This window comes from Chloroflexus islandicus, assembly GCF_001650695.1.
In the GTDB taxonomy this organism is placed as follows: domain Bacteria; phylum Chloroflexota; class Chloroflexia; order Chloroflexales; family Chloroflexaceae; genus Chloroflexus; species Chloroflexus islandicus.
Genome location: NZ_LWQS01000060.1, coordinates 50,379 through 63,922, shown reverse-complemented (window position 1 = coordinate 63,922; position 13,544 = coordinate 50,379). Strand labels below are relative to the sequence as shown.

Annotated in this window: 12 protein-coding genes; 8 read left to right on the top strand and 4 right to left on the bottom strand. The window is 58.3% G+C overall.

What is annotated here, in order from left to right; translation table 11 throughout:
• Nucleotides 1–10 precede the first annotated feature (10 nt).
• From A6A03_RS11775 to A6A03_RS11760, 4 genes are all read right to left on the bottom strand, one after another.
• Nucleotides 11–451 (bottom strand): DUF3037 domain-containing protein, encoded by a 441-nt coding sequence (locus A6A03_RS11775; protein WP_066788338.1) that lies wholly within the window; start codon nucleotides 449–451, stop codon nucleotides 11–13.
• The gene (locus tag A6A03_RS11770; protein WP_066788336.1) at nucleotides 432–1,208 is read right to left on the bottom strand and encodes a HipA family kinase; all 777 of its coding nucleotides are present in this window, start codon (nucleotides 1,206–1,208) and stop codon (nucleotides 432–434) included. The genes A6A03_RS11775 and A6A03_RS11770 overlap by 20 nt, the downstream gene beginning before the upstream one ends.
• Nucleotides 1,208–2,959 carry an alpha-amylase family glycosyl hydrolase gene (locus A6A03_RS11765; RefSeq protein WP_066788335.1) on the bottom strand — a complete coding sequence of 584 codons (1,752 nt, stop codon included), beginning with the start codon at nucleotides 2,957–2,959 and terminating at the stop codon, nucleotides 1,208–1,210. The genes A6A03_RS11770 and A6A03_RS11765 overlap by 1 nt, the downstream gene beginning before the upstream one ends.
• Before the next feature lie 362 nt (nucleotides 2,960–3,321).
• Nucleotides 3,322–3,978 carry a uracil-DNA glycosylase gene (locus A6A03_RS11760; RefSeq protein ID WP_066788326.1) on the bottom strand — a complete coding sequence of 219 codons (657 nt, stop codon included), beginning with the start codon at nucleotides 3,976–3,978 and terminating at the stop codon, nucleotides 3,322–3,324.
• Between the two features lie 114 nt (nucleotides 3,979–4,092).
• On the opposite strand from A6A03_RS11760, the gene A6A03_RS11755 reads away from it, so the two are divergent.
• From A6A03_RS11755 to A6A03_RS11720, 8 genes are all read left to right on the top strand, one after another.
• Nucleotides 4,093–4,977, top strand: coding sequence for an alpha/beta fold hydrolase (locus tag A6A03_RS11755; RefSeq protein ID WP_066788323.1), 885 nt, complete (start codon nucleotides 4,093–4,095; stop codon nucleotides 4,975–4,977).
• A 148-nt stretch (nucleotides 4,978–5,125) separates the two neighbouring features.
• Nucleotides 5,126–6,175 carry a Flp pilus assembly protein CpaB gene (gene cpaB, locus A6A03_RS11750; RefSeq protein ID WP_066788319.1) on the top strand — a complete coding sequence of 350 codons (1,050 nt, stop codon included), beginning with the start codon at nucleotides 5,126–5,128 and terminating at the stop codon, nucleotides 6,173–6,175.
• Between the two features lie 130 nt (nucleotides 6,176–6,305).
• The gene (locus A6A03_RS11745) at nucleotides 6,306–7,559 is read left to right on the top strand and encodes a CpaE/TadZ family protein (RefSeq protein ID WP_066788316.1); all 1,254 of its coding nucleotides are present in this window, start codon (nucleotides 6,306–6,308) and stop codon (nucleotides 7,557–7,559) included.
• A gap of 51 nt (nucleotides 7,560–7,610) precedes the next feature.
• Nucleotides 7,611–9,005: a TadA family conjugal transfer-associated ATPase gene (locus tag A6A03_RS11740; RefSeq protein ID WP_066788306.1), complete on the top strand. Its 1,395-nt coding sequence runs from the start codon at nucleotides 7,611–7,613 to the stop codon at nucleotides 9,003–9,005.
• Nucleotides 9,006–9,047: 42 nt separating this feature from the next.
• Nucleotides 9,048–10,046: a type II secretion system F family protein gene (locus tag A6A03_RS11735; RefSeq protein ID WP_082908963.1), complete on the top strand. Its 999-nt coding sequence runs from the start codon at nucleotides 9,048–9,050 to the stop codon at nucleotides 10,044–10,046.
• 9 nt (nucleotides 10,047–10,055) lie between these two features.
• Nucleotides 10,056–10,991, top strand: a complete 936-nt coding sequence (locus tag A6A03_RS11730; protein ID WP_066788304.1) for a type II secretion system F family protein — start codon at nucleotides 10,056–10,058, stop codon at nucleotides 10,989–10,991.
• An 18-nt stretch (nucleotides 10,992–11,009) separates the two neighbouring features.
• Nucleotides 11,010–11,351, top strand: a complete 342-nt coding sequence (locus A6A03_RS11725; RefSeq protein ID WP_425394380.1) for a DUF192 domain-containing protein — start codon at nucleotides 11,010–11,012, stop codon at nucleotides 11,349–11,351.
• A gap of 202 nt (nucleotides 11,352–11,553) precedes the next feature.
• Entirely contained in the window at nucleotides 11,554–13,536 is a 1,983-nt protein-coding gene (locus A6A03_RS11720) for a glycosyltransferase family 39 protein (protein ID WP_066788298.1), read from the top strand.
• Nucleotides 13,537–13,544 lie beyond the last annotated feature (8 nt).

The following is a 13,544-nucleotide window of genomic DNA, read 5'->3' as shown; positions in this document are numbered from 1 at the left end:
TGCATCTCGCCTAGTTGCCAATCTCTTTTTGCGTCTCGTTGCGACTATGCGGCGCCATCACCTCACCCGGCACCAGCACCATCTCGGCAAAGATGTGCTCCAGCGTCGCCGGCGCTTGCTCGCACAACCCGCAATGCACCGCTGAGGGTTGGATAATGGTGCTGCGCGTCGCCGTGAGCCAACGGAATCGCTCGTAGATCGGCAGTTCCCCGATTGGCCCCGCTGCCCTGCCGCCAGCGCAGACTAACTCAAAGGCGGCTAATTGCTCACGCACCGGCTCAAGATCGAGATCGGGCCAGAGCGCGGCAATCCGCCCCTCGTCGAGTTGCGTGCGCATGCCGAGAAAGCGTTGTTGCCGGCAGAGCAGCACCACCCCGATGTTGATCTGTTCGCCCCGCTCGACGCGCGGCACCAGCCGCAACAGAGCATACTCAAAGGCGCTCGCGGGCATCGATGGCCTCCTGTACGAATGCGCGCGGCGCTGCCAGCCGCAGACTGAGGTATTCGACATACGCTGCCCGGTGCGCTTTAACCGAGGGGAAGCGCGGATCGGCCAGCCATTCATCCGGCACCTTCGCCACAATCTCCCACAGCAGATCGCGGGTAATCTGCCGCGCCAGCGTCTCATCAACTGTTGCTAATTCGGTTGCCGCCGGCAACAGCACGTGCTCGCGGATCTGGCTGAACGGCATTCTGGCCCGGCTTTGATAATCGTGCCACGTGTAATGCATGTACAGCGCCGCGCCGTGATCGATCAGAAACAGCCGCCGGTGCCACCAGAGCAAATTGGTGTTGCGCGGCGTTCGATCCACGTTGGTGATAAAAGCGTCAAACCAGACGATTAACGAAGCTAATTCGCGGTTGAGGGTGCGAATCGCGATCGGATCAAACGCCAGCGCGCCGGGCAAGAAGTCAACCGCCAGATTCAACCCGGCGCTGGCCGTTACCAAGTCTTGTATTTCGCCGTCGGGTTCGTTGCGCCCCAACGCCGGATCAACCTCAATCAGCACCAGTTCCGGCGCCGGCAAGCCGAGCGCGCGGGCCAGTTCGCCGCAAATCAACTCGGCGACCAGTACCTTTGGCCCCTGCCCTGCGCCGCGAAACTTGACCACGTACAGGCCGTCGTCGTCGGCTTCGACAATCGCCGGCAGCGAGCCGCCTTCGCGCAGCGGCGCCACATAACGGGTGGCAGTCACTCTCCGTAACATTAACGCTCCACCTTCAAGATATAGCCCGTCTGGGCCGGGATTTCGGTGAACGGTTGGTATTCGACGATCGCGCCGTTGCTGATGGTCAGCGGCGCCGGCGGGGCCGGCGGCGTGCCGTACAGCGACACAAGCTGGTACGTTCCGTCCGGCAAATCGCTCCCGCTCAACGAGAGCGTAAACGGCTCGGTCGGGACGGCGTCGAAATTGATGATCACTACTACTATATCATCACCGCTGCGCCGGATGTAGGCGGCAATGTCGTCGCCTTTGGCCTGCAACGGGATAAAGTCGCCGGTCGCTAGCGCCGGTGTGTTGATGTGCAAGTGGATGAGTTGCCGGTAGGCATTGAGCAGCGAGTCCGGGTCTTCGTCTTGCAGCATCACATTTTTCGATGGGTAATCGAGTTGCGGCATTTGCCATGGGAAGCCGCTGGTGAAGCCGCCAAACTCCTCTTTTGTCCATTGCATCGGCGTGCGGATGCGCTCATCGGGTTTAACGCCGAGCATGCCAATCTCTTCCCCATAATAGATGAACGGCAATCCCGGCATGGTCAACAGCGCCAGCGCCGCCAGCTTCGCCTTGGTAACATCGTTGCCGAGCACTGACATAACCCGGTTTTGGTCGTGGTTGGTCAAAAACGGCGCCCACCGCTGGTAGGGCAGTTTAGTGTAGGCATCTTGGGTGGCTTGCATCAACAGCCGCGCCAACCCGGTATTGGCTGCGCCGACAATCTGCTTGGCGACTTCAAACTCGAAATAGTAGTCGAGCTGGTCGGGGTAATACGGCGCTAAGGTGCGCGGGTTGCCGTTGTAGACTTCGCCGACCGTAAAGGTGCCCGGCAGCTCGCGCTCAAGGAAGCGCCGAAACTCGCGCAGCCATTCAAACGTCTCGGCAGTATCTTCTTGCAGCGTGTAGTACTCGATCAGATGCTTGATCGCGTCGAGCCGGAAGCCGGCTACACCCATCTCTTCCACCCAGAAACGGGCAATCTTGTAGGCTTCCGCCGTCACCGCCGGATTGCGGAAGTTGAGATCCGGCATCCCACCCCAGAAGACGCCGTAGTAGTACTCGTCACGGATTGGCGATTTGTGCCAGACGACATTGTTACCAAACGGGCCGCGGTAGCCGGGGTCAATCGCCGACCAGAGGTACCAGTCGCGATAGGGCGAATTGGGGTCGCGTAACGCCTCTTGGAACCACGGGTGCTGGGTGCTGGTGTGATTCAGCACCAGATCAATGATAATCTTGATCCCGCGTTTATCTGCTTCGGCGACCAGCCGCTTAAAATCGTCGTTGGTGCCGTAATCTTTTTCGACCGTGTAGTAATCAATCGTATCGTAGCCGTGATAGCTGGCGGCCTCGGCCACTGGCATCAGCCAGATGCAGTTGATACCGAGATCGGTTGTAGTCGTGGGATCGCCATCGTTCAGATAATCCAGCTTGGCAATAATCCCGTTGAGATCGCCGATCCCGTCACCGTCGCTATCGTAAAACGAGCGCACAAAAATCTCATAGCAGACCGCGCCGTCCCACCAACCGGCTGCGAGCGGGAACGGCGTCGCGGTAGGGCCGGGGGTAATGCGGGGCGGCAAGGTCGGCAACCGCGGGTCACGGGTTGGCGTTGGCGGGCGGGTATTGGTTGGGGTGGCAGCGGAAGTTGGCGTCTCGGCGGGGGTGGGTGGCGTAGCCGCCGGCAGGCCGCACGCCGCCAAGAGCATTGCCGCTAGCAAGAGCAGGGATAATCGGTGCATAAGAAACCATTTCGTAGTCAAGTAATTGCATCTGCCTGCATTATAGCAAATCTGTAACGCAGAGACGCGAAGGAAGCAAAGGCGCAGAGAATCGGAACGCCAAGACGCGAAGATACGCTAAGACGCAAAGCAATCTGAACGCTAGGGCATGTCAAGCCAAGATACGAAGGCGTACAACATCCTGATCCCAGCCTCCCAAGCACACTTTTGATGAACCTCCAAAACCCTTTGCGCCCTCTGCGTCTTTACGGAGCCGGACAGCCGTCCGGCTCTACTGCGTCTTTGCGTTAAAAATCTTTGCGCCCTCTGCGTCCTTGGCGCCTTTGCGTTAAAACCCTTTGCGTCTTTGCCCCCTCTGCGCCTTATCGTTTCAAGACGCTCCGTAATCCCTCAGCAAACTGGCGCGCGCCGCCTTGGGCCGGATGGCGCACGGCATGGTGCGCAATGCCAAGCTGGGCCAGCGCTTGGCTCGCGATCCGCCCCATCGCCACCACTGGGCAGCCGGCAAAGAGTACACAGGCGCGAGCCAACAATGGCAAACCGAGCGCCAACTCGCTCTGGCGCGGGGTGCGGTTGCTCTGCGGCTGGCCGGGTTGGTGCGGGTGGAGCGGAAAAGCGTTCCATCCCACTGCAAACCGGTTTAGCGCCGCGAGTTCGCGATACACGATGGTCGCCGTCTGCTCGCGTGAAATGCGGCCATCGTTCGTTGCCAGCCGGAACCCGCGCGCCGCGCCAAACTGGCCGGGAGGATCGACCCCCGCCAACAAAATCTGTTCACTGGTAAACGGCACGCCGGTGCGGCGCGCGCCGTTATAGCCGGGAGCTTCGCCGATCAGCACCAGATCAGGGCCGCGTTCATACGCCAGTTGCAGCGCCAAGGCCAGATTCGCCCGCCGGATAGCATTGCCGCGCTGGTGCTCGTCGTCGTCCGTCTCCCATGCATACATGTTGGCTGTATGGATCGGCGCCGGCAGCGACGCGAGATCCGCGATCAATGCCGCAATGATCTCACTCGTCACTCACCCCTCCCTCATCACGTATTTGACATATTTGTCAGCCGCCATTGCATCATTTGACAACATTCTGTAACTGCTTGGGATTATAGTGGATCCAGCGAACAGAGGAGGTTTGCCATGTCAACGTCGCCGACACTCTGGGAAATTGAAAGTCCGCTTGGTCCAGTCGCGTTTCGGGTTTCTGGTCAGGGACGCCCCCTGATCTTTTTGCATGGATGGGGTGGTTCGAGCCGCTATTGGCAAGCTGCGCCGGCTTTTTTGCCGAATCGGCGGTTGATTGCCATCGATCTGCCCGGTTGTGGGGCTTCGCCAGCGCCGATCGAGCCGGTGACGCTGGCATCGTATGCGCGCACGGTGTTGGCGGTTGCCGATGCACTTGATGTTGACCGGTTTGCTTTGGTGGGCCATTCGCTGGGCGCGGCAATTGCGTTAGCCGTTGCCGATCTCGCTTGCGAACGGGTTGAGCGTTTAGGACTGATCAGCTTTGGCTTCAGCGCCAATCTCTACGAAGATAATCTGGTCACGATCGCTGGAGCGCAATGGCAAGTAGCGGCGGCGTATTGGCGACCGTGGCTGATCTGGTGGCGGCCATGGTGGGGTGTGACCCAGCAATGGCGACAGGCATGGTGGACGATGCCTCCCACGCCTGAACTGCTGGCCCGCCCGATGGTGCGTCGCCCGCTCGATAGTTCATTGTTAGTGCAAGGCATTGCCGATCTCGTCGCGATGGATCCGTTGGTCGCAATGGAAGCGGCGGCGATCATGGGCCATCCCCAGCTCAAGCGCGCTGTGCAACGGCCATTGCCGCCGGTGTTGTTGATCAGCGGGCGCTATGATCCGGTCTTTCCACCAATCAATGTCCAAGCACTCAGCCGTTACTTGCCGGATGCGAAGGTCTATTTCATTCCTGATTGCGGTCATGTACCGATGGTTGAAGAGCCAGCGGCGTGCTATCACGCAATTGCGCGCTTTCTCGATGGAGAAAACGATTATTCGTCGTAGTGTTTACAGTGTCAATGCTAAAGTGTAAAGACAACTTCGCCGCATAAAAGGCGTAAACTTCCTGTTCCCTCTTGCCAGCGTATGCTATAATGGGCAAGGCAATGCGCGAAGCTGACCGGCTTCGCTCTGAACAGGAAGGTTGCCTTCTATGCGGCGTGGCGCATTACTGTTTCTACTCATCGGCCTCATCGTCATTATTGGTGGGTTGGCGGCTTTCTTGCTCTTGCGTGGCGGCGCGGGACGGACTACTACTACCTCAACAACGCCGGAAATTCCGCCGACGCCAACGACAGTGCCGCTCGTGCGTGTGGTACAGGCGCGGGTGGATCTTGACGCCAATACCTTGCTCAACGATCCGGCGCTGCTCGATGTGGTGGAAGTACCCGTCACCGAATTTGACGAAAAGAACGATTTTAGCAACATTAATGATGTCCTCGGCAAGTTGCTGATCAACCCGGTCGTGGCTGGCCAGTCGATCCGGCGCGATAATGTGCGCGATGCCGGCCTTGCGCAACGGATCCCGACCGCCGAGCCCGGCCAAGCGCAGGTGAAGGCATATCCCATCTTAGTTGATAGTTTGTCAGGTGTGGCCGATCAAGTGGCGATCAACGATTTTGTTGACGTGATCGCGACCTTTTCGGTCGATCGCCAGATTATCCGCCCCAGCGCATCCGAGCAGGTGATCACGGTCAACGATGTTGACCGGGCAGTGCGTCCCTACGAATACGGCGAGAACCAAACCTTCTTTACCACTAAGACCATCATCCAGCGTGCGCAAGTGTTGCAGATCTTGCGTCCGGCTGTGCCGCCGGCGGCTGAAGGCGAAGCTGGTGCAACAACCGCGACCACTACTACTGATACTACTGGCGCGCCAGCGGTTGATGCATCCGGTCAGCCGATTAACCAGCCGGTTGGCGATACTACCAGCGCGAATACCTTGACGGAAGGGAATTGGGTGGTGGTGCTAGCCTTGACGGATCAAGAGATCGAGCTGCTCGAATTCGCTGCTCAAAGCGGTGCGCGGATCGTGCTGGCCCTCCGTGGCAGCGGGGATGCAGCGATTGAGACGACCAGCGGCGTGACGCTTGATCTGTTGGTGCGTGAGTTTGGTTTGCCGTTGCCGCAGCCGCTGCCGCCTCGCGTCTATAGCGAAGCTGAAGTCTTTACGCCGCAACCGACGCCAACTCCGCGCCCATGAGCTATTCCATAAGTGCCAGCTCTAGGGTACAATGACAATATGCAGTACGGTCTATCATAACCCATGCATTATCGCGAGCGTGTGCGTCCGTTGCAACTACACAATAGTACGAGGTCTGAGGAGCTAAGGCATGAGTGAAGCCGACAAGATTCGAGTCATGATCGTTGATGATGTCATCGACACGCGCGATCAGCTCGAGAAGCTGCTCTTCTTTGAAAAAGATATCGAAGTTGTTGCGAAAGCGAGCAATGGGCGCGAGGCGATTGCTTTCGCTCGCCAGTACCGTCCGCAGGTCATTTTGATGGATATCAATATGCCCGATATGGACGGGATCGCTGCTACCGAAGCGATTCTGACCCAAGATCCGGGTATTCAAGTCATCATTATGAGCGTGCAGGGCGAGACTGATTACATCCGGCGGGCGATGTTGGCCGGCGCGCGCGAGTTTCTGATCAAGCCGATTAGCGCCGATGACCTCTACCGTTCCATCCGGCATGTTGCTAAACTGGCGGCGATGCGTCCGGTGGTAGCGGTTGCCGGCGGCGCAGCGGCTGGCGCAGCAACAGACGGCAAACCTTCGGTTGATGGTCAGATCTTTGCCGTGTTTAGCCCGAAAGGCGGGGTGGGTGTCTCGTCGATTGCTGCTAATTTGGCGATCGCGATCCGGCAGCAAACCAATAAGAAGGTTGCCCTCGTTGACGGGAATGTGATCTTTGGCGATCTGAGCGTTATTCTTAATCTGCGCGCTGATAAGACAATTGTTGACGTCGCGGCGCGGATCGAAGGCCTTGATCGCGATTTGCTCAACGATGTGATGGCCACCCATCCCACCCAAGTGAAGGTGCTGCTGGCTCCACCCGACCCGCAACGCGGCGAAATGGTGACGGCTGATCATATCCGTGCCATTCTTGAGGTGTTGCGGCAAGAGTATGATTACGTCGTAGTTGATACACCGGCCTCGTTTCAAGACCGCTCGCTGGCCGCGCTCGATATGGCCCAGCGTATCGTGACCCTGATGACGCTTGAGATGCATTGCATCCGCAATGTCAAGCTCTTTCTGGAAGTGGCTGATTTGTTGAGTTACCCTTCCGAAAAGGTGATGTTGGTCTTGAATAAGGCGACTAATCGCACCGGGATTCGCGCTGATGAGGTAGAGAAGCATCTACAACGCAAGTTGGCGTTGCAGATTGGTGATGCAGCGCAGGACATGACACTGGCGATCAATCAGGGAGCGCCAATCGTGATGGCGAAACCTAACCATCAAGTGGCGAAGGATATAATGAATCTGGCGCGCGAATTGGTCGCGAAAGCGAGCAAAGAGGCGACTGCCGAGAGTGGGGCGAAGTCGCGCAGTTTGTTTGGTGGTCTGATCCCCCGCCGCTGATGCGTGTGGCATTGACTGGTGGTTGCGGTACCGATAAGGGAGGTGAGCGCGATGTCGTTGCTGAAGCGAATTGGTGGGAACGTCCCTACCCCGGTCGAACCGGCGGCGTCGCGTGCGCCGATGCGGCCTGATACGACCGGCCGGTTGCCGGCGGTTGGTGCGCCAAGTACAGAGGAGACGTTCCGTGAGCTGCGTTCGCGCGTGCAGGATCGCCTCATTAACGAGTTGAATCCGCAAATGGATCTCAACAATCCGGCTAAGGTGCGCAAGCAGGTCGAAGAGATCTTTAACGCGATTCTCGATAGCGAGAGCATCGTGTTGTCACGCGCCGAGCGCCAGCGTCTGTTTGAGAGCATTACCGCTGATATCATCGGCTTGGGGCCGATTGAGCCGTTGCTCGCCGATGAAGATGTCAGTGAGATTATGGTCAACGGCCCGAAACAGGTCTATATCGAAAAGAAGGGCAAGTTGATCAAAACCGATATTACCTTCGCCGATGATGACCACGTGATGCGGATTATCGATCGAATCGTGGCGCCGCTGGGCCGGCGCGTCGATGAGTCGTCACCGATGGTTGATGCCCGCCTCAAAGATGGGTCGCGCGTGAATGTGGTGATCCGCCCCTTGGCGCTGAATGGGCCAACCATTACCATTCGCAAGTTCCGCAAAGATAAGCTGACGGTGCAAGATCTGGTGCGCTTTGGCTCGATGTCGCAAGATATGGCCGATTTTCTGGCGGCATGCGTCAAGGCGCGGCTGAATATTGTGGTGGCCGGCGGTACCGGTTCAGGCAAGACGACGTTGCTCAACGTGCTATCGTCGTTTATTCCAGAAGACGAGCGGATTATTACCGTCGAAAACGCTGCTGAGTTGCAACTACGACAGGATCACGTTGTAACGCTCGAATCACGTCCGCCAAACGTCGAAGGCAAGGGTGAGGTGACGATCCGTGATCTGGTGATTAACTGTCTCCGTATGCGCCCCGAACGAATTATCGTTGGTGAGTGCCGTGGCGGCGAGACGCTCGATATGTTGCAGGCGATGAATACCGGCCACGATGGCTCGATGACGACGATTCACGCCAATACGCCGCGTGATGCCATCAGCCGTATTGAAACGATGTGTTTGATGGCAGGCATGGATCTGCCCGCGCGCGCTATCCGTGAGCAAATCGCGTCTGCTATTCACGTCTTCGTGCAACAGTCGCGTCTCAAAGACGGTTCGCGCAAAGTGACCCAAATCACTGAAGTTGCTGGGATGGAAGGCGACGTGGTCGTCTTGCAGGATATTTTCGTCTTTGAACAGACTGGTATGGATGAGAAGGGCAAGATTGTGGGCCAATTGCGCCCCACTGGGGTGCGACCGCGATTCCTCGAGAAGTTCGAGGCGCTTAACATCTTCTTGCCGCCAACCATCTTTGGTTCGTCGGAGCGTTTCAGCTTCTAAGCATCCCGCCCACCGCCGGCGCTAGAGGGAGGCGTCGATCCTATGGATGTCTTGTTCTCACCGGAGATGATGCCGGTTACGTTAGGCGTATTAGGCCTCTTGCTGGTCGTGCTGCTGGCCGTGGTGGTGGCGCTGATGCGGCAGTCGGCCACGGTTGATGTGGCGCAGCGCCTTGAGACGTATGCCGGCGGCAAAGCGCAAGAACGGCCCAATGAGCCTGTCACGCGCCAAGCGATTGAACGGATTGATGCCGTTGTTTCGCGGAGTAAACAGGGCAGCTCGATCAAGAACGAGCTGGCGCGGGCCGATCTGAAACTTACTGTGGCTGAATTTATTGGCCTGAAGCTGGGGGCGGCACTGCTTGGCGTGGTGTTTGGCTTTATTCTTGGCCGGGCTAATTTTCTGGCCCAAGTCGCGGCAGCCATCGTGTTCGCAGTGGTTTTCTCCTTTCTGCCCAACCTGTATGTGAATCTTCGTGCCGCCCAGCGCGTGAAAGCCTTCAATAACCAGTTGGGCGATGTGATTACAATGATGGCGAATGCCCTGCGCGGCGGCTATAGCTTCTTGCAGACGCTCGATATGGTCTCGCGCGAGGCGCCTGCCCCCGCTTCGACCGAGTTTCGCCGGGTGGTGCAAGAAGTTGGGCTCGGTCGCTCTACCGAGGAGGCGTTGCAAAACCTGCTCCGGCGCGTTCCCTCTGATGACCTCGATCTCTTGATTACCGCCGTCAGTATCCAGATGGAGGTTGGTGGGAATTTGGCCCAAGTTCTTGATACTATCGGTCATACGATCCGGGAACGTGTTCGTATCAAGGGTGAGATTTCTACCCTCACTGCGCAAGGCCGGATTTCGTCATGGATTATTACCGGTCTGCCGGTGGGACTAGCGATGTTTATCACCGTCGTTAATCCTGATTATATGGCTCCCTTGTTCACATTCGGGATGCCGCCGCAGGCGTGGTGCTGCATGCCGGTGACGTCGTTGGCGATGATCGCAATGGGATATTTTGCGATCCAGAAAATTATCGATATCGAAGTGTGAGGTGCAGCAATGATCGATATCTTGATTATCGCCGGGATCGTATTGGTCGGAGCTGCGCTGATCATCGTTGCGGTTCGCCAGATGAATCAGTCGCGGGCAATCAGCGAACGTCTCGATCAGTATACCGATGTGTCGTTATCACTCGAAGAGCTTGAGCTGCAGCAGCCATTTCGTGAACGGGTGCTCATCCCGATGTTTCGCGCTCTCCTGAATACGCTAGGCCGGTTTGGTCTTAAGCAGAATCAGGAACGGTTGAGGACGAATCTGCAATTGGCTGGCAATCCCGGTAATATCTCGCCCAATATGTTCATCGGCTTGCGCATGGCGCTGGCAATCGTGTTGATGATGTTGATTGGGCTCTTGGTGATAGGCCGTATGCCGTTCATGCAAGCCTTGATGGGGACTCTGATCGCAGCGGCGATTGGGTATATCTTGCCCGGTATTTGGCTCGACCGCAAGATTAAGCAACGGAAGAAGAATATTCTGAAGGCGTTGCCCGATGCGCTCGACCTGCTGTGTATCAGCGTCGAAGCGGGATTGGCCTTTGATTTGGCCTTGCAGCGGGTAGCGCAGAAGTGGGATAACGAATTGTCGCATGAATTCCAGCGCGTTTTGCAAGATATCCGTCTGGGCCGTACCCGTCGCGAGGCGTTGCGCGATCTGGCTGCACGTACTGGCGTCGATGATGTGCAGACCTTTGTTTCAGCGGTGATACAGGCTGATCAGTTGGGTGTGTCGATGTCGAAGATCCTGCGCATCCAGTCTGATCAGTTGCGCGTGCGCCGCCGCCAACGCGCGGAAGAGGCAGCGCAGAAGGCTCCGGTGAAAATGTTGATCCCAATGGTGTTTTTGATCTTCCCTGCACTCTTTGTCGTCATCCTTGGCCCGGCGGTGCCGAGAATTATGACGGCATTAGGGGTGATGAACAGTGGGGCAGGTAATTAGGCGGTGATGGTGCAGATCGTGAATCAATCTCGGCGCGCTGTCCTTGCCCGTCAATGCGAAGTGGCGCGCACGTTTCTCAGCCGTGGCCGCGGTTTACTTGGCCGATCATCATTGCCGCCGGGCAGCGGTCTGTTGATTGAACCGTGTAATAGCATTCATATGCTCTTTATGCGGTTTCCAATCGATGCCATCTTCGTTGATCGGCAGGGGCAGGTCGTGGCGCTCTATCCGTCATTGCCGCCATGGCGGCTCTATGCTGGCCACCGGCGCGCTCGCTATGTGCTTGAACTACCGGTGGGGGTGATTGGCGCAACTCAAACCGCCATCGGTGATCAGATTGTGGTGCAACCGGCAGAATAAAGTTCTGTTGCGTTATGGCATCGGTTAGCGGTGAAAAAGACCGATGCTGTTGCGGGGAACATGATCCGGTTCGTTTGGACTGGCCTCTCTCGTGTATGGAGTGCGGCAGTATCACTGCCGCACTCTGTATATCCTAAATCATAGCTTTGCTCGTGATGAGAGGTTGCCGGTATAGCGAAGTTAGCTCATCTGAACGTCACCCATGAACCATTCCCAGATGTATTCGCGCTGGCTGGCGCCGTTGCTCGGCGTCGTTTTTGTTGCCCTCTATCTGCTTACATTAACCAAGGTGCATACGTATGATGCCCTCTCGTATGTCCTTGATGTGGATCGTAAGCCATGGCCAGAGTTGTTTCATCCCCATCACCTCCTCTACGGTCCGCTGGGGGCGTTGATCCGGTGGCTGGCGACCGGCTTGGGTTGGCAGGGTAGCGCCGAGCTGTGGCTGCAAGCGGTGAATGCGCTTGCCGGTGCGGCCGGTGTAGTGTTGCTCTTTTTGCTTGGGCGCGCGGTGACTGGCTCGACCATTGCCGCGCTGGCGGCGGCGCTGAGCGTTGGCTGGAGTTATGCCTATTGGTATTACGCCGTTGAGGTAGAGGTCTACACCCTTGCCGCGGTTGCCCTGATCGCTGCGTTGTGGCTGCTGGCTGCCATTGCACGCCGGCCACGCTGGCAGACGGCCTTTTGGCTGGGGGTGGCGCACGGAGTGGCGGTGTTGGGCCACCAGACCAATGCCTTATTAGCGGTTCCGGCGCTGGTGACGCTTGGGTTGGCAGTGAGCGATCACCGTGACCGCCTGCGCTTGGCAATGGCCTATCTGCTGCCACTGGGGTTTATCGTGGGTGGCGCGTATCTGTGGGTGGCGTTTGGTGTAAGCGGGATGCGCCGTTGGGATGAGGTGTGGGCATGGTTGACCGGCTATGCCCGCACCGGATTTTGGGGGGGCGCGATTGATGGCGCGAAGTTGGCCGGTTTGGGCAAGGGTTGGAGTGAAACGCTGGCCATGAACGGCGGTGCGATCATAGGCGCGCTGGCATGCGCGCTGCTGCTGGCTGGGTGGCGAGGGATTGCCCGCTTGCCGCGCTCGTTGCTAGCCGGATTGTTAAGCTGGCTGCTGGTGTATGGCTTGTTCTTCCTCTGGTGGGAACCGGATAATATCGAGTTCTGGATCGCTAGCCTGCCGCCGCTGGCGGTGCTGCTCAGTGCAGCGTTGGCTACGCGCCATCCGCTCGATCGTTGGCGGGCAGGGTTGGCAGGTGGAGCTGGCGTTGCTCTGGCAGTGGTGTTGCTGGCGCTCAATTTGCCGGCGATTGTGGAACGGGGTGATGCCAATCGCGATCTGCAACGCCGGATTGCAGCAGCGCTCGCTGAGTTGAGCCAACCCGGCGATCTGATCATTGTGCCTGACGGCGTGCTCGAACTCTATCTGCCGCATTACTGGGGGCGCGATACCGTCTATGGCCTTAATCAGGCAATGACTGCGAGCGGCGGCGATTGGCCGGCGGCTTGCACCCTCATCCACCAACGGGTCGAGACTGCCTTGGCGAGCGGCTATGCGGTACTGATTGCCGATGAAGCGCAGCATCCGGCGCCTGCCCCACCCGGCCAACCGCCAACTCCGGCTGAGCGGTTTGGCTTGACCGCCGAGCAGGTAGCGGCTTGCTACGCCCCCCTCCAAGCCAAGTTACGACCGGTGGCGTTGGCCGCCGATCTGCCGTCGTATCGCATGATCCCGCGTGCGAATGCGTTATTGTGGACGGATGGCTGGGATTTTCGCGCCGGACGCTGGGGTTGGCGCGCTACCGGCGTAGTGGCTGAAGCCATGACGGCTGCCGGTTGGCAGGTGAAGCCGGCCTTCGATCCGGCGCTGATCAGTCCGCCGTTGCTGTTCTCGCTGGCTGATGTAGCGGCGATTGAGGTGCGTTTGGCGGCGACAACCACTGCGCGCGATGCCCAACTCTTTCTCCTTGACCCAGCCGGCCAGACCAGCGAAGCGTATTCGCTCCGCTTTACCCTCACGCAGGGGCCGGCGGTGGCTACTTACCGGCTCGATGTCACCGCCTTGGCCGATCGGCTTGATCTGGTGGGCGGGTTGCGCTTCGATCCGGTCAGCGCCGGTGATGGCGGCACGGTGATTGTGGAGTCGATCCGGCTGGTGCGGCGACCGGTAGGAGGCGGTGAATGATAGGTACC

What these genes read in the sequence shown, in the direction of transcription:
- A6A03_RS11775 (WP_066788338.1), bottom strand. Translation starts at nt 451, where the DNA reads ATGCCCGCGAGCGCCTTTGAGTATGCTCTGTTGCGGCTGGTGCCGCGC.
- A6A03_RS11770 (WP_066788336.1), bottom strand. Translation starts at nt 1,208, where the DNA reads ATGTTACGGAGAGTGACTGCCACCCGTTATGTGGCGCCGCTGCGCGAA.
- A6A03_RS11765 (WP_066788335.1), bottom strand. Translation starts at nt 2,959, where the DNA reads ATGCACCGATTATCCCTGCTCTTGCTAGCGGCAATGCTCTTGGCGGCG.
- A6A03_RS11755 (WP_066788323.1), top strand. Translation starts at nt 4,093, where the DNA reads ATGTCAACGTCGCCGACACTCTGGGAAATTGAAAGTCCGCTTGGTCCA.
- cpaB (WP_066788319.1), top strand. Translation starts at nt 5,126, where the DNA reads ATGCGGCGTGGCGCATTACTGTTTCTACTCATCGGCCTCATCGTCATT.
- A6A03_RS11745 (WP_066788316.1), top strand. Translation starts at nt 6,306, where the DNA reads ATGAGTGAAGCCGACAAGATTCGAGTCATGATCGTTGATGATGTCATC.
- A6A03_RS11740 (WP_066788306.1), top strand. Translation starts at nt 7,611, where the DNA reads ATGTCGTTGCTGAAGCGAATTGGTGGGAACGTCCCTACCCCGGTCGAA.
- A6A03_RS11735 (WP_082908963.1), top strand. Translation starts at nt 9,048, where the DNA reads ATGGATGTCTTGTTCTCACCGGAGATGATGCCGGTTACGTTAGGCGTA.
- A6A03_RS11730 (WP_066788304.1), top strand. Translation starts at nt 10,056, where the DNA reads ATGATCGATATCTTGATTATCGCCGGGATCGTATTGGTCGGAGCTGCG.
- A6A03_RS11720 (WP_066788298.1), top strand. Translation starts at nt 11,554, where the DNA reads ATGAACCATTCCCAGATGTATTCGCGCTGGCTGGCGCCGTTGCTCGGC.